The sequence below is a fragment of the Bradyrhizobium sp. USDA 4504 genome, assembly GCF_054063995.1.
In genome coordinates this window covers 285,392-304,286 of the sequence record NZ_JBSSGV010000001.1, presented here as the reverse complement: position 1 = coordinate 304,286, position 18,895 = coordinate 285,392, and the positions used below count along the sequence as shown (strand labels likewise).

The 18,895-nt window shown below is 57.5% G+C and carries 15 protein-coding genes; 1 reads left to right on the top strand and 14 read right to left on the bottom strand.

The features are described from left to right. Positions 1 to 509: 509 nt before the first annotated feature. From cofE to ACVMB1_RS01245, 12 genes are all read right to left on the bottom strand, one after another. Positions 510 to 1,277 (bottom strand): coenzyme F420-0:L-glutamate ligase, encoded by a 768-nt coding sequence (gene cofE / locus ACVMB1_RS01300; protein ID WP_456848087.1) that lies wholly within the window; start codon positions 1,275 to 1,277, stop codon positions 510 to 512. A 2-nt stretch (positions 1,278 to 1,279) separates the two neighbouring features. After that, positions 1,280 to 1,897, bottom strand: coding sequence for a 2-phospho-L-lactate guanylyltransferase (cofC, locus tag ACVMB1_RS01295; RefSeq protein ID WP_456848085.1), 618 nt, complete (start codon positions 1,895 to 1,897; stop codon positions 1,280 to 1,282). After that, positions 1,894 to 2,853 carry a 2-phospho-L-lactate transferase gene (cofD, locus tag ACVMB1_RS01290; RefSeq protein WP_456848083.1) on the bottom strand — a complete coding sequence of 320 codons (960 nt, stop codon included), beginning with the start codon at positions 2,851 to 2,853 and terminating at the stop codon, positions 1,894 to 1,896. The genes cofC and cofD overlap by 4 nt, the downstream gene beginning before the upstream one ends. Before the next feature lie 10 nt (positions 2,854 to 2,863). Continuing rightward, positions 2,864 to 4,132, bottom strand: a complete 1,269-nt coding sequence (gene cofH, locus ACVMB1_RS01285; RefSeq protein ID WP_456848081.1) for a 5-amino-6-(D-ribitylamino)uracil--L-tyrosine 4-hydroxyphenyl transferase CofH — start codon at positions 4,130 to 4,132, stop codon at positions 2,864 to 2,866. A 10-nt stretch (positions 4,133 to 4,142) separates the two neighbouring features. Further along, positions 4,143 to 5,279 carry a 7,8-didemethyl-8-hydroxy-5-deazariboflavin synthase CofG gene (cofG, locus tag ACVMB1_RS01280; protein ID WP_456848079.1) on the bottom strand — a complete coding sequence of 379 codons (1,137 nt, stop codon included), beginning with the start codon at positions 5,277 to 5,279 and terminating at the stop codon, positions 4,143 to 4,145. Between the two features lie 103 nt (positions 5,280 to 5,382). Next, entirely contained in the window at positions 5,383 to 6,075 is a 693-nt protein-coding gene (gene npdG / locus ACVMB1_RS01275) for an NADPH-dependent F420 reductase (protein ID WP_456848077.1), read from the bottom strand. A 90-nt stretch (positions 6,076 to 6,165) separates the two neighbouring features. Next, complete coding sequence (locus ACVMB1_RS01270) at positions 6,166 to 6,543, bottom strand: rhodanese-like domain-containing protein (protein WP_456848075.1); 378 nt, start codon at positions 6,541 to 6,543, stop codon at positions 6,166 to 6,168. A 285-nt stretch (positions 6,544 to 6,828) separates the two neighbouring features. Beyond that, on the bottom strand, positions 6,829 to 8,013 hold the full coding sequence (locus tag ACVMB1_RS01265) for a M20 aminoacylase family protein (RefSeq protein WP_456848073.1): 1,185 nt from the start codon (positions 8,011 to 8,013) through the stop codon (positions 6,829 to 6,831). Positions 8,014 to 8,036: 23 nt separating this feature from the next. Beyond that, positions 8,037 to 9,200, bottom strand: coding sequence for a M24 family metallopeptidase (locus ACVMB1_RS01260; protein ID WP_456848071.1), 1,164 nt, complete (start codon positions 9,198 to 9,200; stop codon positions 8,037 to 8,039). Positions 9,201 to 9,936: 736 nt separating this feature from the next. Then, positions 9,937 to 11,220, bottom strand: a complete 1,284-nt coding sequence (locus ACVMB1_RS01255) for a methylaspartate ammonia-lyase (protein ID WP_456848069.1) — start codon at positions 11,218 to 11,220, stop codon at positions 9,937 to 9,939. A gap of 248 nt (positions 11,221 to 11,468) precedes the next feature. Next, a complete protein-coding gene (locus ACVMB1_RS01250) occupies positions 11,469 to 12,905 on the bottom strand; it encodes an NAD-dependent succinate-semialdehyde dehydrogenase (protein WP_456848067.1) in 1,437 nt (478 codons plus the stop codon). Between the two features lie 216 nt (positions 12,906 to 13,121). After that, entirely contained in the window at positions 13,122 to 14,525 is a 1,404-nt protein-coding gene (locus ACVMB1_RS01245) for an aminotransferase (protein ID WP_456848065.1), read from the bottom strand. A gap of 544 nt (positions 14,526 to 15,069) precedes the next feature. Here ACVMB1_RS01245 and ACVMB1_RS01240 point away from each other — a divergent pair. Next, a complete protein-coding gene (locus ACVMB1_RS01240) occupies positions 15,070 to 15,543 on the top strand; it encodes an Lrp/AsnC family transcriptional regulator (protein ID WP_456848063.1) in 474 nt (157 codons plus the stop codon). 533 nt (positions 15,544 to 16,076) lie between these two features. On the opposite strand, the gene ACVMB1_RS01235 is transcribed toward ACVMB1_RS01240, so the two are convergent. Continuing rightward, positions 16,077 to 17,279 (bottom strand): CehA/McbA family metallohydrolase, encoded by a 1,203-nt coding sequence (locus tag ACVMB1_RS01235; protein ID WP_456848061.1) that lies wholly within the window; start codon positions 17,277 to 17,279, stop codon positions 16,077 to 16,079. Positions 17,280 to 17,289: 10 nt separating this feature from the next. Then, entirely contained in the window at positions 17,290 to 18,726 is a 1,437-nt protein-coding gene (locus ACVMB1_RS01230; RefSeq protein ID WP_456848059.1) for a hypothetical protein, read from the bottom strand. Positions 18,727 to 18,895 lie beyond the last annotated feature (169 nt).

Sequence of the window (18,895 nt, the reverse complement as noted above, 5' to 3'; positions counted from 1 at the left end):
GGTCGGCCACAAGCGGCTGACCGCGGTGGCGCGTGCCAGTACGGTACAAAATATGATCTCTCCCGCTTTCGCTTTCGCTTTTATTCGTGTCTCCTAGTTACCCGGAACGATCTAACCCGAACCAATCCTACCCGTCCCCAAGTCTGGATTCAGCTAATACCTAGCTTCTCGCAACAGAAACTATGCGCTTAGACAGTAGAAAGTGAAGAAATTCATATCTACCGTAGCCGAGGACGAGTAAGGGACAAGAGGCGATTTCTTGAATGTATGCCGATGCACACCCTGGGGAGGTATCTGGTTAGCCCGTACTGCGAGCGAGCCAAAGATGTCGTCCGTTGTGGTGAACTCGCAGGGAGATGTACGTCCGTGGGATCACCGATCTTGATCCCAAAATGATGGGACCGGGAAAGGCCTTCGAACGTATAGAAACTCGACAGGTCAGGCGACTGACCCTAGCGGGATGGAAACGCCTCGAACACGCACCTACCTGCGTTCATCGTCAAATCTCGCTAATTGAAGAGATCCTGCTCGACTGGCCGGACGTAGTCTCGACAGGTCGCTGCCTTGGCACGATACCATTGCAATCCTCGAACTATAACAGCTGGTGTCCCAGCGTTCTTGGCCACCAACAGACCAGACGCGGCAGCTAGCTCATCTGCCAAGGCTTGCTCAGAAACATTGAGGCGCTGACCGTAAGCATCCGTCTTCCCTATCCAGCTGATGATGGGCGGCACTTCGGAGGTGCCTAGAGCGACATTGACCAAGGCTTTGCGCCACGGCCGCCCGAATGTATCGGTTACGATCACTCCGGGCTTTTGCCCAGTGCAATTGAGAATACTTTCGGCGATCCGCGACGCACTCGCGTCTGGATCGACAGGCAAAAGCAAGAGTTGCCCCTCCATCGAGCCGAGATTCGACTCGTCAATCCCTGCGTTGGCAGCAACCCAGCCGCACTTATGACGCGCGATGATGATCCCTTCGGGCGTCGCATCAGAAACTCGGAGAATAGCCGAACTCTCCTCGAGGATTGCCTGTACCTTTCGGGCATCCTTGCCACACCGCCTGGCGATATCCAGAGCCTCCGCAGAGGGCACGATTTCCGACAGCACTCGGAACCGTCCCTCGCTCTTCGAGACGATCTTCTGTGCGACGAGGATGATGTCCGAATCCCGTAATTCTTCGCCTGCGATCCGTGCCGCCTGCGCCAAGATCGCGCCGACATCATCGCCGGGACGTATCTCGGGAATACCCGGAATCGCGAAAAGCTCGACTCGCATAATCAGCCGGCGTCCTTCAGGAAGAAAAGTTCTCGGCTCAGGACCAGGCAGTCACCCGCCGTATCGATATCGTGCCCGAGGAAGGGCCACTGCCTCGTTATCGAGCTCACGCCCGCGGCTGAAGCCGCGTCAGCGTGGCGTTTGGCCGAATCGGGGCCGTAGCAAAACTCGATTCCGTTAACTCGGCGAAGGTTGATCAGCAGCGCGTTGGTACCGCCATCGTGAGCGCGTGCAATAGCCACGTCATGTTTCCGCCCTTCCTCCAGCAGTTCGTCCATCTCTGACCGCAGCCATATTGGGATGTCTGCCGGGACAACCAAGAGCCGATCACCCCCCCGCGTCTTCGCCCACATGAATGCGGTCTGGGCAGCTCGATTCAAGCCACGAGTCTCATTTTCCATCAAGGTCACAGCGCTAGACGCAGTCGATTCATTGGCGATACGCGGTGACGGTGTGACCACAAGACGCTCGAAAGCAGGGAACTGCGTGGCGAAGAAGGTCTGCGCCCTGCGGAAGAGCGCTAACGCCATCTGTTCGCGCTGACCGGCCGTCAGCGCGCCGGCGAGCCGGGTCTTTGACTCTGCCGGATCCTTCATCGGCATAGCAACCACGGTCTTCATCTTGCGACTCCAGCAGTGCTACGCTTGTTCGCAAGTTCAATGAGACGCCGCGCAAGTTCCTGGGCGCGGGGGGCATCCAGAATCAATGTGGGCATCGCCGCGACCTGCAACGCACACCATTTCGAAACGTCGACCATATCCCGCGAGTCGCTCTCGTCAATGATAAAGACATTCGCGAAGTCCGCGTAGGCCGCAGCGATGTCAGAGTTCGACGAGCCGATTCTGAGATCGCTCATTAACTGCACAAGGGGCCCCTTGATTGCGTGCCCCCCAATAAGCGGCGAGACTGCCGCCTTCAATCCAGGCGCCTGTTGCAATGCTTCTCGCATGCCACGCACTTCCAGCATGGGAAGGATCGAAAGGTAAGGATTCGATGGCGCCAGCACGACGAGATCAGCCGCACAGAGTGCTGCGCGTACGCTATCCGTGATCTGGCCCTGGCGCGCCGAATCCAAGTGTAACTTCTTGACCGTGGGACCTGCACGGTCACGTACGAACCATTCCTGAAACCGCAGCACCCCAGTCGCAGTCTCCACCGCGGTCGGACACTCATCGTCCGACACAGGCAACACGGCACAGTGGACGCCGAAGCGACGACTGACTTCTTCGGTGACTGTGGTGAGCGATGCACCCTGTGCCAGCCGAAAAGTGCGGTAGATATGTAACCCGAGGTCCGCATCGCCAAGCTTCATCCAAGCGCCTGGGGAATCCAGCTTGCGAAGAACTTCCAGCGCACGCGTGGCATCGTCTGCGACGCCCCAACTTTGCTTACTATCCACAACCCCGGAAAGCGTATAGAGGACCGTGTCGAGATCCGGGCAGACATACAGGCCGTGGAACCGATCGTCGTCACCGACATTCACGATGATGCTGAGATCGCCGGGTGGCAAAATGCCGGCAAAACCGAGCGCCATACGCGCGCCTCCCACACCTCCTGCCAGGACTGCCACTTTCATTTTTTGCGTCTCAATCAGCAGCCATGTACCTGTGGCCAAGGAACTTAATTGGATCATGTGGCCGAGGCTTGAGCGGGCCGATGTCCACTGGATCGTGATTCGCGAACTCCTCCAGCGTGTCGTAGAGCGTGCTCCTGCGTACGGGCATGCGGCCGGCATGGCGGATCAACTTGACCATCTCGGCAGGAGTCAGTTCCTCGCCAAAGTCGGCTCCGGCCGATCGTGATATGGATTCGTCCATCAGCGTCCCACCGAGGTCGTTGACACCGGCGTGCAGCATCTCAGCTGCCATCTGTGCACCGAGCTTCACCCATGAAACCTGGATGTTGTCGATCCAACCCGCGAGCATCAGCCTCGCAACCGCGTGCATCTTCACGCTTTCTTCCTGGGTGGCACCTGGGCGCACACCAGGTATGGCGCGGTCTACGTACAGGGGTGACTCGGCATACACGAAACTGAGAGGCACGAATTCAGTAAAGCCACCGGTCTCCTTCTGGATCGAGCGGATCAAATCAATGTGCGCAGCCCAGTGGGAGGGGCCATCGATGTGTCCGAACATGATTGTCGACGTGCTGCGAAGCCCGACGGAGTGCGCCGCTCGGATCGTCTCGACCCACGCCTCCGTCGTCAGCTTGTTTCGGGTCAACTTACGACGCACGTCGATATCCAGGATCTCAGCAGCCGTCCCCGGCATTGAGCCAAGTCCCACTTGTTTGAGTTCCAATAGGAAGTCCTTGGTTGACATCTTCCGCTTGTGCGCCCCGAACCAGATCTCGAAAGGTGAAAAGGCATGCACGTGCATGCGCGGCACCTGACGCTTCACTGCGATCAAGAGATCGCGGTAGTACGTGGGCGGCAGATCAGGATGCAGACCGCCCTGCATGCAAACCTCTGTTGCGCCACGATCCCATGCGATCTGCGCGCGGTGCGCCACCTGCTCCATGCTGTACCAGACCGCGTCCGGATCATCCTTGCGCCTGGCGAAGCCGCAGAAGCGGCAGCCCATGTAGCACACGTTCGTGAAGTTGATGTTCCGGACGATGACAAAGCTCGCCCTGTCCCCGACCCGCCGCTCGCGGACAATGTCCGCCGCCCGCACGATCGCCGGAAGATCTGAAGACGCCGCGCGGAAGAGGGTCTCCCCCTCTTCGCGCGCAAGCTCGCGACCAGAGAGTGCACGCTCTAGAATGTGCCGAATTTCCCTGCTACTCTGCGCAAGTAGGGCCTCTGCAGAGCTAGCCTGAAGCGTCGAAGGTCTGAATGGCTGGGCGCTGAGCATGCAAACTCCTCTAGCTTGCCTCGGCGTGGACTTGGTTTGCCGCGTAGCCATCTTCACGCGCAAGGCGACGAAGTGCATCGCGAGGGACTGGACGAAGATAGCGCTCGGCCTGTCCGAGATAGAGCGGATATGTCGTCAACCGTTCCACAAGGCTCAAGCCCTTCTGCTTGGTGCGCGACCCAATTTCCTTGACTGCGGGCCAGGCACATTCCGGATTGATGTGATCCGCGGTTAGCGGAGAAATGCCACCCCAGTCATTGATGCCGGCATCCAGGTAACCCTCGAACGCTTCGTTAAGATTTGGTGGCGCCTGCAGGGAAATTTCGGCCGGGAGCATGAGTCTGGCAATTGCCAGAGTCCGAAGCATGTCGGTCATATCCGGCTCGCGATGATGTGCCATCGCAGTGCCGGGCTTCGCCCGGAAATTCTGCACGATCACCTCCTGGATGTGCCCATACCGCTCATGAACGTCCGCGATGCTCTGAAGGCTGTGAATTCGCTCTTCCCAGGTCTCGCCAATGCCAATCAGGATTCCTGTCGTTATCGGCAGCGACACCTCACCGGCAGCATTGAGGGTGCGAAGGCGCTGCAAAGGCGCCTTGTCGGGGCAGGCGTAATGCGGCATCCCCTTTTCCATGAGCCGGCGGCTCACGCTCTCAAGCATCAGGCCGGCGCTGCCGCTCACCTCCTTCACGCGCTCGAGTTCCTCCCGGCGCATGGTTCCGGCGTTGACATGCGGAACGAGTGATGTTTTCGAGATTACCAGTTCGCACATCGCGAGGACGTAGTCGAGCGTGGTTCGATAGCCTAAGCGGGCGAGCAACTCACGTGCCTCCGCATATCGAAGCTCGGGCTTTTCTCCGAGCGAGAAAAGAGCCTCCTTGCATCCGAGCTCCTCCCCGCGAGACGCAATTCGAAGCACGTCTTCTGGGTCCAAATATCCCGCGCCAGGTTCACCGGGTTGCTTGACGAATGTGCAGTATCCGCAATTGTCGCGACACAGGTTCGTCAACGGAATGAAGACCTTCCGTGAATACGTGACAATCGAACCCCAGACCGTTTCCCGCTTGGCCCTCGCCTGCGCGAACAGCCGCTCTAGTGTAGCCTCCTCAACGGTCCGAAGGTCCAGGAAGGCCAAGGCGCTCACTTCAGGGTTCCTTCGGCGATAAAGGCCTGTAAATCACGTCCATGCCTGCGGGACGATGTGTCTGCGGTGGAGCGTTTCATATTCGAGCCCTTCTCCGTGCGGATCATGCGCCGCGACGGTCAGGCGGCCAGATCCGGATGCCCGCGTGGCTGAAGGGCACTTTTTTGCTCATGTTCAGGAGGATCAGAAGCGGTGTGATCGCTTCGATACAGCGTGCGTTTAACGCAGGGCCACAGTTGTACGATACGACGCCGAGCCGTTTGATCAGGTCGACGACCGTGTCCGTCGCCTCGACGTCGTCTCCGCACGTGAGAACGTCGCAATTGATGTTCTGTTCAAGCGCGTTGAGGGTACGGGCGGAAACGTTGTGCAAGGCTCCCACTACCTTGACTCCACTTCCCAGTAATACTTGCGCAGCCTCGGTTGCGGAGCCTTCCTTCGGCATTGCGACGGCCCGGGGATTTCCGGCTGCGAGCGGGACAACCAGATCAACGAGCACCTTACCGACGAGGCGAAGCTTGATGGCGTCAAGCGTTGCATCGTGACCAGAGTAGGGCACCGCGAGCAGCACGAAACGCTCTGCAGCATCCACCGCGCTCAGATTGTCGCAGCCTCGGATTGGGGCGGCAGACCGTCCCTTGAGCTTTCTGTTCAGTTCTTCGGCGATCGCTGCCGCGCGATCTCCCTCGCGTGAGCCGAGCGCTACACTCACGCCTGCAATGGCGAAGCGAAGTGCGAGCCCTTGGCCTTGAGGTCCGGTTCCGCCGAGGATGGCGATGGTCGTATCGAAGTTCATGTGGGACCTAGACACCTCGCTATTGGGCATTTTCGGGATCCTTCGACGCGACTCATGGGTCATCCTACGATGCTAAGCGCTTGCGTAGCGTCACTTCTCTATTTCCGCACCGCTATCGACCCAATCCTTGAAACCGCCGGCGTTATAGACCTGGTCGTAACCCATGTCCTTGAGCAGCTTGCCGGCGAGCGCGGCGCGGCCGCCGGACCCACAATAGAGGATGATGTTCTTGTCTCGGGTAAAATTCTTGTCGTGCATGGACGACTCCGGATCAGCATAAAATTCCAGCGCGCCTCGCGAGATATGCACGGCACCGTTTACTTTGCCGCTTTTCGCAACCTCCGTCCCGTCGCGAACATCGACCACAAGCGCACTGCCCTTGGCCACCATCTCCTGCGCCTTCTGCGCAGTAATCTTCTCCACTACTGCATTGGCTGCGTCCAACATCTGCTTAAGGCTCTGGGCCATCGAGTAACTCCGGTTCTGGATGCTAAGGTATACCGCTCGCCTTGGGGCATTGCGCGGGGCGGCAGCCGCGCTTAAGACAGAGCTCGCTGGAAGAGCGCTGGATCTACGATGCCATTCAAGACTCCGAAGTGGTAAGAAAACTAGTGCGGATCATTGCGCAAGCGACGCGAAACGCGTCATCGCGACATTTCCTCCGACCTGAGCTCAGTTTGAGAGGAGGAGCGGATCTTGGTTGCGCATCGAACCTCCCCGCGATTGGCAACGCTCTTTCCACGCCGGCAATACCTAGCCAACTTCAGAGCCGAGAACTGTCTCGACGAGGTTCACCCAATAGCCGATTCCATAAGGCAGGGCCTCGTCATTGAAATCATAAGCCGGGTGGTGCACGCCCGCGGTCGGCCCATTGCCGATGAAGATGAACGCGCCAGGACGCGCCTCAAGCATGTAGGCAAAATCCTCAGCACCCATCCTCACCTTAAGCTTGTCATCCACGGATGCTGGCCCCACGAGCTTGCGCGCCGCCTTGATCGCCAGATCGGTTTCGTCTGCATGATTAACAGTGACGGGCACGTACCGTTGGTAGTCGAATTCGATTTCGGCTCCATAAGCCCCGGCAATACCTTGTGCGGTTGCCAGCATCTGTCGTTCGGCGAAGTCGCGAAGCGCGGGCACCAAAGTCCTCACGGTGCCGCCCATGTCAACGCGACCAGGGATGATGTTATTGGCCTGTGCCGCCTTGAGCTTGGTTACGGAGATTACGAGCGACTCAACCGGGTTTGTTTGGCGCGAGACCAAGGTTTGCAGTCCGATGATGATTTGCGCCGCAATGACGACCGGATCGATAGTCTCGTGTGGCTTGGCCGCATGCCCGCCCTTTCCCTTCACGACAATCTCGAAGTCATCCTGCGCAGCCATGATCGAGTCATGGCAGATGCCGAATTTGCCCACATCCATGCCCGGCGCGTTGTGCATCCCAAAAACCCGCGAGATACCGAAACGCTCCATGATTCCGGCTTCAATCATCTTTTGACCGCCTAAGCGGTCACCGCACCCATCCTCCTCTGCAGGCTGAAATATCAAAGCCACCGTACCTTTGAACTTGCGCGTACTCGCAAGGTATTTGGCGGCGCCCAGCAACATGGCCATATGACCATCATGTCCGCACGCGTGCATCTTGCCCGGATTCTTCGACGACCAGGGCTTGTTCGAGGCTTCCAATATCGGCAGAGCGTCCATGTCCGCCCTCAAACCGATCGTGGGCCCCTCTCCGCCCTCACCCTGAATCAACGCAACGATACCGGTTTCGGCTATCCCGGTTTCGATGTGATTGATACCAAACGATGCCAACCTATCAGCCACGAATCCAGCCGTGGTTTGCAACCGGTAGTCGAGCTCCGGATTTTGGTGGAGGTAGCGACGCCATTCGGTCGCCTCGCCCTGCAGATCCCGAAAGGTTTCAACGTTGCGCATATGTCCAGATCCCGGTCCAAGAACTATGCTCGATAGAGCGTGTGCGGCGTGCGGCTTAGCACCTCCGCGCCGCGCTCGGTCACCAGGACCTGCTCGCTGGTCCCAATGAGGTAGCCACTTTCCCCACATAGAATCATCGGCATATGTAAGGTCATGCCCGGCTCAAGGACGTCCGGAGCGCCCGGCTCTAGGCTCAAGTTACCACGCTCCGTCCAGTTAATTCCGGTTAGGTAACCAACTCGGTGGTTGAGGGCCCGCGGGCGCGCAGATCGCTCGACGATCTTGCGACCCGCAGAATCCACCTCACAGGCAGTCGCCCCCGGCTTGATCGCCGCAATCACTGCTTCGAGAGCCTCGACTGACAAGCTATGCAAAGCTTCAGTCTCAGGATGCTTACCAATAACGGCGCTCCGGACCAGTCCCGCGGTGTACCCGTGCTTTAAGCCACCCAGCTCCATGAAGGCGGGCTCATTCTTCCCGATCGGGTGCCCCATCGGGCTACCGTGCGACAGCTTGGTCCGCTCACCGAACAACAGAGTAGTGGACTGGGTCCGGATGGCGCCGCCAGCTTTGTCGACTTCCCGATCGATGATCGCGGCAACTTCGGCCTCGGTGACACCTTCTCGCAACGATTTCTGAAATGCGCGCACGGCGACGTCGGTGAAGGTCATCGCCTCACGCATGGCGTCGAGCTCAAGCTCGCTTTTCACGGCTGCCACTGAGGGAACCAGCCCAGTCGCATCGACGATCGTCATGTCGGGAAGTTGCGCCTGAAGCGCATTTACATCGGCAGGCGCGAGGTTCCAACAGCCGAGCTCGAAGCCTACGCGGCGACCCTGAAGGCCAAAGCCCCGAAGGACATCGGCGCATACCTTGGCAAACTCATATTGCTCCGTATAATGAACGATCTCGGTGACGCAGGTGTTTGGGCGAACAGCCCCCAACTCGTACTGTCGAACTACAAAAGTCGGGGGCCGCCCCGGCATGAAGATCAACGGAAACGGCGCAAAATAGGCACCACGCCCGTTGTATCCGCTGAGATATTGGAGGTGGCCGTGGGCAGTGACCAAGAGCCCGTCGAGCTTGGCGCGCTCCATCGCCGCAAGCACTTTCTGTTGCCTGCGCTCGTACTCCGATCTCGGGAATGAGATACCGGTTAGTGGAATATCCGAGAATGTCTTGAGCATGTATCAGCTCCCTTAAGCAAACACTTTTAAAGGTTACTTGCGCTGGTATCGTGCGTTTTGTCTGCGAACAGCACAGGATTACGGCTTCAGATCACATTCAAAGCCGTAAAACATCAAATCTCAAGGCAATTCCGGATGTGCTTGCCTGGTTCGGGCTTGCCAATCCGACCGAATAGCAAGGCTTGGTGACGCCGAAAGCCTGGCTGTTTCCGGCAAGAAAGGCTATGACCGGATCTGGGTGGCGCTGGCGATATCTTCCGCATGCTGTTGTCTTGATGCACGCGTCCTGCAACCTTGGACGAGAGGCCGAGCACGTGCAGGAATTGTATGGTTGCGACGGGCCTGGAAGACCCAGCTAACGGAGACAAGGGCCAGCATCAAGTACACTTCTCGTGCGTGAGCACGTGCTGTGCCGATAGCTCAATACTTGAGAATAGCGCCTGCCTGATCGCGGTGCAGCGGTGAGCGAGATCGGCACCGATCGACGTTCAATTGTTTGGAGTCGCGTCCGATCTCAAAGCAGGAAGGGGCCGCGATCATTGCCGCGTCAAATCGTCGTCAGGTTGATGCTCGTCTCGGCACCCTCGAGGAAGATCTATTGGTTTCTAGCATTTGGCCAAACGAAATAAGCACGCTAACCCCCCACCTTCGGCACGAAATCGTTCTGAATGGCGCTCACTTGTGATGACGCGCGCACGCCTGCCTGACGGCGATGTGATAGCTTTGAGTGTCTCTGTCATGCAGATGTCCCTTTGACGTTCTGAAGGGAGCGTTGGGAGCGTCGGTATGCAAGAATGGAGAGCAGCCTGTTCTGCTCATTTCCTACGATGGAGATGCCCTCATCGACCCCCATCCCAGGTCGTGCAAGCATCATGTCAGCCTGGGTCGCGAGTGCAATGTTGACGGCAGCCCTCGCCGACAAGTCTGTTTCGGTGCAGCTACCACCAACGTATGCTCCGACCCGATTTTCCTTGCAAACCAACACCGCCTTGGCAGAGTCGGCAATCGAACCAACGTCAGGCATTTTGATTTGAACAAGATGAGCCGCTTTTGCTTCCGCGAAGCGCCGGATGTCGTCAAGCGTATTGCATTGCTCGTCCACCACAATCCGAGCTCCTGTGCCGCGCTTGTCGAGAATTGCAACGATCTTTGCGTACTCCTCGAGCTGGGTGTCAGTTGATCCAAAGTCAGCCGGGCATTCAATGTGAAGCCGGTAGCCGGGGATGTCATCTGCAACCATCGCGATATAGTCGGCAATCCTTTGCGCGCTCATCCCGATTTCGAGGCCGATCCAACCATAAAGGTCGAAATGAAGAACGGGATGATAGCCCGGCTCTCCGATTTCCGTTATCCGTTTGGCGACCCACCTGACGAATTCGCGGAACGTGACGCCCGAAGCGCCGAACTTTTCGCGCGAGTTGATCAATCCATGTGGAAGCACGTCGACAGACTTGAGGATCATCTTGTCTACGTTGAGTTCTCGCGAATCCCCGCTTTGCGCGTAGATCGGAACTCGCCTCTCGGGAACGGGTAAAGAAAATTCCGAGCATATCACCTCGGCCAGTGTCGTGCGGGCAAGATGCGCCGCGGCGCGAAGCAAAGCTTGGCTCACGCCATATTCGATTGCGAGAGGTAGCCGCTTGTCGACATGGTGTGCGAGAATACGTTCAGAAACAGCTCGAAAATTAGACACGTCGGCACCGATAAGCCGCGGCACCACTACCGATTTGGTAATTTCCTGGATTCTGTCGATCTGAAAAACTGGATCACGCCCCCCTGCGCCAGAATATTGCACGTTCATCATGTCGCCCCACACGATCGCATCGTCCGACAAGACGAGGCCGATGCTGAGCGAGTGCGAGGGCATGCGGATAGTAGTGAAGCCAGGAGTCAAAGGCGTCCCTAGATAGCGAAACCCGTCCTGAGTAACACCGGCCCGTATTGCAGCTTGATCATCGTAGAAGAAGCTCCCCGTGCCGGGAGCCAGAATAACGTCTTTTATCGTAGGCGAGGTTGTCATTGCGCACTCAACATGTCGGCTGCATTTGATCTCGAACGGCCCGGCGTTGCCGCAGCTCAACGCAATCCTGTACCCATTCGATCATCCGCAGGGTTTGAGACTTGTCGTTCACTCGTCGACTAGTACATGCATCTCTGCGAGCCATATTTCGCGCTGAGAAACGGTTTAATACTGATGCGTACCCGAGCCGGCGGCGGCTTTCATGAGGGAGCTGCTTGGGTAGGCGATCCGCGCCGGGATGATAGCCCTCAACCGACGTCTACAGCCTTGATGCTGTTGACGAGCTTTAGACTCTGGAACGCCCTCACCCCTTCTACACCGCCCTCGTAACCATACCCGCTCTGCTTAATTCCGGCATTTGGTGCATCGGCAGAGACGCCCTTAAGATGGTTGATGCTCACAGCACCCGCCGAAAGGCTGCGTATCATCCGCTTCTGAATGTCGGTAGACTCAGTGAAGAAATAGGACGCAAGGCCATATTCGGTCGCGTTCGCTTTCTCAATCGCCTCTTCGATCGTACTGAAGGAGGCTACTGTAAGAATTGGACCGAATGGCTCTTCGCGAAGCACGTGAGATTCAGGGTGGACGTTACTAAGGATTGTAGGCGCCCAATAAAATCCCGGTCGATCAACTCGTTTGCCGCCAGTTTCGACCCGAGCTCCACGATCGACAGCATCCTTCGTCAGGCGTTCCATGGCGTCGACGCGTCTTGCATTCGCCATTGGCCCCATGTCCGTCTCCGGATCGTCGGGGGCACCGACTCTGATTTTTTCTGTCGCTCGAACAAGCCGCTCCAGAAAGTCCTTGTAAATCGATCTCGCGACTAGAATGCGGCTGGGTGCGTTGCAGCTTTGACCTGCACACTCAAACTTGTATTCGGATATTGCGGGAACGGTCTTCGAGAGGTCCGCGTCTTCAAAGACGACAACGGGGGAGTGGCCACCGAGTTCTAGAACGCATCGCTGCAGATTGCTCGCGGCAATCTTCGCAAGTTGTTTGCCAACCGGCGTAGAGCCTGTAAAGGACACAGCTCGGACAACAGGCGAACCAAGCAGATGTTCCGAGATCATTGGCGGATCTCCGAAGACCAGACTGACAACGCCCGGCGGAATACCCGCTTCTTGCAAGGCTTGCACCATATAGACCCCGGCGCTTGGCGTTTCCTCTGCTGCCTTCAGGATCACCGCACAGCCGGCTGTGACACACGCGCCAAGTTTTCGCGCGTTGAGGACGGCCGGATAGTTCCACGGTGTGAATGCAGCCACGACGCCAATCGCTTCGGGTACGATCACCCTGTTTTCATCTATTGAAAAGGGAGCCGACAACTTCGTTGCCTGAGCACCATTCCACTCGAGCATTTCAAGCGCGCGCGCACACTCGCCCCTCGCCTCGGCCAAGGTCTTGCCTTGTTCCCTAGAAAGCGCCGCCGCTGCAACGTCAATTTTTTCCTTCAACATCCGGGCGGCGCGAACGAGAACCGTGCCCCGCTCGGCGGCTGGTGTATTAGACCATTGCAGCAGAGCAGCCTGCGCAGACGACAAACAATCATTGAGATCTGACGCGGAGGCGACGGCCACACGCCCAAATTCCTGCCCGGTCGCCGGATTGACAAGAGGCAGATCGGTACCGTTTCCGCCCGAGCGCCACGTTCCGTTGATAAAGAGTTTGTAGTTAGTGTCAGACATACGTGGATCGTCGCTCCGCCATTCGAAGTCTTGTGCCGTTTAGCCCATTCCAGGCCCAGGCTATGTTTGGGCAGGAACAAGTGGATTATCCCACTCTTGGCTCGGGCATTGACCGGCCGCATTGCCATGACGAGACAACGACTATAGACGCCCGAAGGAAAGGATATTGCTCGCCCAACGCTCTTTCAGCGATCGAGCCGCAGCGGCCATCATTCTTCAGATTTTTTCGCCACCGCTCACGAGTTCGTCCATTACAGACCGGACGGCACTTTCGGCGATTGAAACGATTTCATCGATTTCGGACTTGGTGGTCACGAGCGGCGGAGCGAAGCCGAGAATGTCACCATGCGGCAGGGGGCGCGCTATCAGGCCTCGATCCCGAGCAGCCATCGAAATACGAGCACCAACCTTAAGGGATGGATCGAATCGCCTCTTGCTGTCGCGGTCGGCCACGAACTCGATTGCTCCCATCAGGCCAACTCCGCGGACTTCACCCACGATCGGCAACTGCGCGAATTTCTCCTTGAGTTGCGCTTGGAAGTGGGCACCGACTTCGCGGGCGTTGGCAGGAAGGTTCTCCCGTTCCACGATATCGAGAACGGCGTTTGCCGTAGCGGCCCCAATCGGATGCCCCGAATAGGTGTAGCCGTGTGAAAAAGCGCCAACCTTGTCAGCACCATCTTCCAGGGCTTGGTATACCTTCTGCCCAACGATCGCAGCGGAAAGCGGGAAGTAACCTGAAGTCAGCCCCTTAGCGATCGTGATCAGGTCAGGTTCAATTCCGTAGTGCTGCGAACCGAACATCGAGCCAGTGCGGCCGAAACCGGTGATGACTTCGTCGGCAATTAGCAGAACGTCGTGCTTCTTGAGTACAGCCTGGATCGCCGTCCAGTAGCCCTCCGGAGGCGGAGTGATACCGCCTGTGCCAAGCACCGGCTCAGCGATGAAGGCGCCCACGGTGTCCGAACCGAGGCGCTCGATGAGTAGGTCAAGCTCAACGGCGCGCCGCGCGGAGAATTCGCACTCGGTTTCGTCAGGAATGGCACCCCAGTAGTGATGCGGAACGCCGGTGCGTACGATTTGTGGCAGCGGGAGATCCATGTGGTCGTGGTAAAAGCTCATACCGGTCATCGAACCGGAAAGGACGCTGCAGCCGTGATATCCACGCTCGCGCGCGATAATCTTTTTCTTCTTCGGTTTCCCTCGGAGATTGTTGTAGTACCATACCAGCTTTGCCTGCGTCTCATTGGCATCGGAACCCGACATGCCGTAGAAGACCTTGCTCATCTTTCCTGGCGCCATCTTGACGAGACGGTCTGAGAGAATCGCGAGCTCGTCGGTCGTGTGCGCTGCGTAGCAGTGATAGTACGCCAGACGATAGGCCTGCCGCGAGATCGCCTCGGCAACTTCCGTTCGACCATAACCAACATTGACGCAGTACATGCCGGCAAAGCCATCGATCAGCCGGTTGCCGCTAGCATCCTGGATACGGATGCCCTTGCCTGTATCAACGATGACCGGCCCTCCAAGCTTGCCGGTCGCAAAGTCCTTGAGCTGCGTGAAGGGATGCAGAACGCTATTTCTGTCTTTTTTGCCAATTTCCTTGATATCAATGGCCATTTTTCACCACTCTTTTCCAAGCTGCACGGTTTGCACAGCACTCCTGTTTGCGCTCGAGATCCTCAACTAGGCTACACTTCGACTTCTCGCGGACAACGTCCGCCGCCTCCATCCACTCAGAGGGACAAGGACGAACAGCTCTGGCCGCATGCAGGCCGCATTCAAGCAGGCTGGCGCGTTGCACGGACCGATCGGGATGTGAAGCATAGAGATTGACGGCTCAATCGCCCCAACGATTGAAGACCGCGAGAGCGTCGTTCCCACGCCCAAAAGGAAGCTTCCCGAGCACATCTGCAGTGGCGCGGCCAAGCGCGACGGCGCCGCGAAATTCGCTGCACGCAGGCTTGCTCCTTGCCACGAGGAGGAAAACGACTGACTAACGTTTTGAAAGACCATGCTAGTCCGGCGATTAGTTGAAATGCCTATGCATTCAGGATACTGATGTGGCACACTTTATTTGCGTCGTATCTCCTGTCGTTTGTAGGATTTTCCTGCATTGCTCAGGCATTTGGCGCTGCGATTCAACTGGAGGCTGGAGCTGACTATGCAGTATGATCGGATAGATGCCCGCATCCTTGAGATTGTCCAAAAAAACAATCGTCTAACGTCGGAGGTAATCGGCGAAATGGCGGGGCTGTCGGCCACCGCATGCCAACGTCGGCTGAAGCGGCTCCGATCGGAAGGAATCATCGAGGCTGACGTTTCGATCGTTTCTCCAAGAGCGGTCGGCAGACCTCTTCAGATGCTCGTGCTAGTCAGTCTGGAACGGGAGCGCACAGACATAATCGATCGATTCAAAAAAGCCATTAAATCGTCAAGTGAAGTTGTAAATGGATTCTATGTCACTGGCGACGCTGACTTTGTCCTATACGTCACTGCACGGACCATGGACGATTATGAGCAGTTCACGCGTCGCTTCTTCTATGAGAATCCAAATATCAAGGGTTTCAAAACGATGGTTATAGTCGACCGCGTGAAAGTGGGCTTTGCAGTTCCAATTGAGTCTTCCGAGAATTGAGAAGGCTCGCGTTGTACGTCCCAGGCTCAGGGAACGTTTCGCGCTTTTTCATCGAGCGCTCCCGTGAAACGCGAGCAAACCGGACGATCACCCGCCGGTCCGGGCAAGCAATCAGAGAGCTGTGTAGACGAATGGGCCCGAGACAGTGAGGGGCTCCCCTGTTCATTCGCTAGCCCACACAGCGGCAGCTGTAGGAGGTCGATTTGTAAACGCCAAGCTGAAGCCGTTCGGGCCCTGAAGTGCCAAGCATGAGAAACGATCTGAGAGATGGTGCCAGCCCAGCGCGATAGTCTGGGGCCACGCGTGCGGATCAACTTTATTCATGTTTGGAGATGAAGAAGCGCGGCAATGGTGGCTCGGGTCCGACCGCCACATATCGGCGAGGAGCGCATTTCTCCTCGAAATTATTTGCAGTCTTATTGCCCGCTGGACGATGTTGGAGTCGATCTCGAATTCGGTCATCGATCATGAACCGCTTGAGGGCCATGTGCCTCCATGTGGCACAGAATGGCCACTCTGTCATGCGAACGGATTTAATGTTCGCGTTCTATGTGGACCGAGTGAACCGGAGCATGAGCGTGACTGACGCCGAGGTGGTGCAGCCGGTGATGCAAACGATGATGAGCAAGCTCCATGGCAGCCCTTAAGCGTGCATGCCGGGCTTCGCCCGATCGCGGAGCCAGCGTATCCAAATAGGCGATCGTCCCTTCGATCTGCGCAAGAACTGCCACGGCGTCTGAGGTCGCGAAGATCGGGCTGTCTCCAACCTCGACAATGACGGCGCTGGTATGCGCGGATATATCGTCATCACGGCCGGCGACACTGCCGCGAACGCGGACCGCCAGCCAGCAAGATTCCGTGATCCATAACGAGCTGTGACCCTGGCACGACAAGCTCTCGTAACGCGTTTCCACGGCGACCACGCCGTTACGAATGATCTCCACGCGCTTCGTCGGCACACTGACTGATTCAATGCGCCAATTGACAGTAATAGTGGCGCCGCCGGGAGGAAGCTTGATCTTGCTTCCGGGGCGCTGCCCTTCGACGGCCATGCTGACGAGGGGTCCGACAGTAATGAACGTGTCGCCGGTCCGTACGGAATCCATCCAGTTCCGATAGGTGAACTCGCGTGCTCCCAACTGCGCATAAGTTCGAACACCCCCTAGCAGCATGGCGGCGCTCATCTTGTCGGAACCTGCGACGAGCGGCAAGTGATAGCCGATATTGAGGTACCGGTACCAATCTGCAAGACCGAATGCACTAATCTGAGCCTCTCTCGGATTTAAGGTTGACATCTCGATCGCGTCGACCACTCCAAGAACGATATCCGCCGCACGCTCGGCCTGGGGGTTCGGCGCGTGCGGCAACACGACGAGCCCACCTTGCTGGCGGCAACGCTCCGCCCATTCGGCCATCGTGGTTTCCAGAGCGTCGCCGATCGCCGCTTCGTCGGGTCCGCCGGTACATAGCGGATGGATGATCTTGCCCTCATACCCAAGAAGTGAGATGTGTCCGAGCACCTGCATCCGGTTCTCGGTCCCGACTCGAACTAAGAACTCGCCGTCGCCGCCGAAATCCTTCGCCCCCAGCGTTGTCCTTCCGTCGAAGTCGCCAATGTTGCTGAACATTTCGCCCCATTGGGACGCGAGCAAATTGACAACGTTCACCCCTTCCGCCCGCCCCTCGAGAAGAGCCGTTTGCGGGCTTAGGAAATGGACGTGCGTGTCGGAACTCACCCAGCCTTGCTCACGGCCAGCGCAGCACTTTTTCCAGCTCGAAATTGAGGGTTTCGGTGTGAGCGTCGATGTCAACGATGCGTCGCATCGGGCGCATCTCAAAGCCTCGAGTTATTTCAACGAAGACGGGGCCGAACGGAAGATCGACGATGCAATCTCCATCCACATAAGCATAATGATTGAGGCCGTTGGCAAGTTCGGCAGAATAATCCTCGAACCAGCCGGTATTGACCTTTCGATGATGTCCCTTCGGTGGAAGGTATTCGCCGTGCGAACCATGAATATGCAAGCGCGCGGCAACGAGTCGGTCCGTGCCTTTCTCGACGATCCGAAACTTCACGGGCCGCGTGGCCGGCTCGATGGCTATGGCTTCCAGCGCAGATGCGGCGGGCACGCGAGCGGATTCCAATGAACGAAGCTCCCACATGAGCAGGCTACGGTCTTGGGACCGAAGGTAAAGTCGTGCGTCGGGATGAGCGGAATATTCAACTATGACCTCGGTATCGGACGGCACCGGCTGGGCATCATGTAAGTCGCTTAGCCAATCGGACCGAGAATATTCGAGCACGGCCCGAGCGGAAATAACGGTTCCGAGATCGATACCAATCTGATCGCCGCGGTCATCAGTATCAAGCTCTCCCAAGGCATTGAGATCAACGCCGGACGGCAGGCGCATTCTCAGCTTGCGGCGGCCTTGAAGGCGCAAGGGATGCTCGGCGAGGTTGGTCGTGCTTACCGCATAGATCAGTGAAATCTCGTTTTCCGCGCGCAGCAGCAGGTCCGTGATCACCTTATGTGGACACGGATTTGGCAGCGCGTAAAGCCAAAGGTTCTCGCCTTCAGTACCGCTGATGCGCCCCGAAAGGGTGCGCATCTCCGCGTAACCGAAGCTTAAGCTTGGCGCGCGCTCGAGTGCAAGGTCTTCGCCATGGGTCGCATAGACGCTCGGGCCCCGTGCCGGTACAGCTCCGAACGGAAGAGCGCCCCAGGAAATATGCCTTTGTTGAATGGCGAACCGCCGTAGTACCGGCACATCGCTCTCGCTGCCATCGGCATATCGGAGCGCGTAAGTGGACACCAGATCGCCAAGTTCAGTGCTTTCACTGGGAAGAGAGCTGTGACGTATAGGCCCGATCCGCCCGAAGCCATGGGGCGTGGTCGGTGAACGGTCGGAAGCTGCCTGAACAAATAGCACATAGGTGGCCGGCGCCGGTGGCAGCTCAATAATGATCGGATTGTCTTGAGGGCGCAAAACTAGAAGGTCAGGGCCAGTGTCGTTGCCGAGAAGAAATGGTATGCCGCGAAACGTCTGGAGTCCTTTCAGGTTTGTGCTCCAATCGTTGCCGCCCCGCTTTTGACCAAACTCCGCGTCGATCTCCCGGCGTCTCGCATTGTAATAGCGTTTTAGGTCCACGGGAGCAAAATGCGGCGAAGGAGGTGTCTTCATGTCAACGCAAATTCCTCGTTAAAATCATGGCCTCAAACTTCCGAACGATGAATAAACAAAGAATTCGTGATAAACGCCTTTGGACAAGTGACGACTCGACGACGCGTACGGAGACACGACGACGATCCGCAGCCATCGTGAACGTACAGGAGGAGATTGAATAGTCGTC

What these genes read in the sequence shown, in the direction of transcription:
- cofE (WP_456848087.1), bottom strand. Translation starts at nt 1,277, where the DNA reads ATGCGAGTCGAGCTTTTCGCGATTCCGGGTATTCCCGAGATACGTCCC.
- cofC (WP_456848085.1), bottom strand. Translation starts at nt 1,897, where the DNA reads ATGAAGACCGTGGTTGCTATGCCGATGAAGGATCCGGCAGAGTCAAAG.
- cofD (WP_456848083.1), bottom strand. Translation starts at nt 2,853, where the DNA reads ATGAAAGTGGCAGTCCTGGCAGGAGGTGTGGGAGGCGCGCGTATGGCG.
- cofH (WP_456848081.1), bottom strand. Translation starts at nt 4,132, where the DNA reads ATGCTCAGCGCCCAGCCATTCAGACCTTCGACGCTTCAGGCTAGCTCT.
- npdG (WP_456848077.1), bottom strand. Translation starts at nt 6,075, where the DNA reads ATGAACTTCGATACGACCATCGCCATCCTCGGCGGAACCGGACCTCAA.
- ACVMB1_RS01270 (WP_456848075.1), bottom strand. Translation starts at nt 6,543, where the DNA reads ATGGCCCAGAGCCTTAAGCAGATGTTGGACGCAGCCAATGCAGTAGTG.
- ACVMB1_RS01265 (WP_456848073.1), bottom strand. Translation starts at nt 8,013, where the DNA reads ATGCGCAACGTTGAAACCTTTCGGGATCTGCAGGGCGAGGCGACCGAA.
- ACVMB1_RS01260 (WP_456848071.1), bottom strand. Translation starts at nt 9,200, where the DNA reads ATGCTCAAGACATTCTCGGATATTCCACTAACCGGTATCTCATTCCCG.
- ACVMB1_RS01255 (WP_456848069.1), bottom strand. Translation starts at nt 11,220, where the DNA reads ATGACAACCTCGCCTACGATAAAAGACGTTATTCTGGCTCCCGGCACG.
- ACVMB1_RS01250 (WP_456848067.1), bottom strand. Translation starts at nt 12,905, where the DNA reads ATGTCTGACACTAACTACAAACTCTTTATCAACGGAACGTGGCGCTCG.
- ACVMB1_RS01245 (WP_456848065.1), bottom strand. Translation starts at nt 14,525, where the DNA reads ATGGCCATTGATATCAAGGAAATTGGCAAAAAAGACAGAAATAGCGTT.
- ACVMB1_RS01240 (WP_456848063.1), top strand. Translation starts at nt 15,070, where the DNA reads ATGCAGTATGATCGGATAGATGCCCGCATCCTTGAGATTGTCCAAAAA.
- ACVMB1_RS01230 (WP_456848059.1), bottom strand. Translation starts at nt 18,726, where the DNA reads ATGAAGACACCTCCTTCGCCGCATTTTGCTCCCGTGGACCTAAAACGC.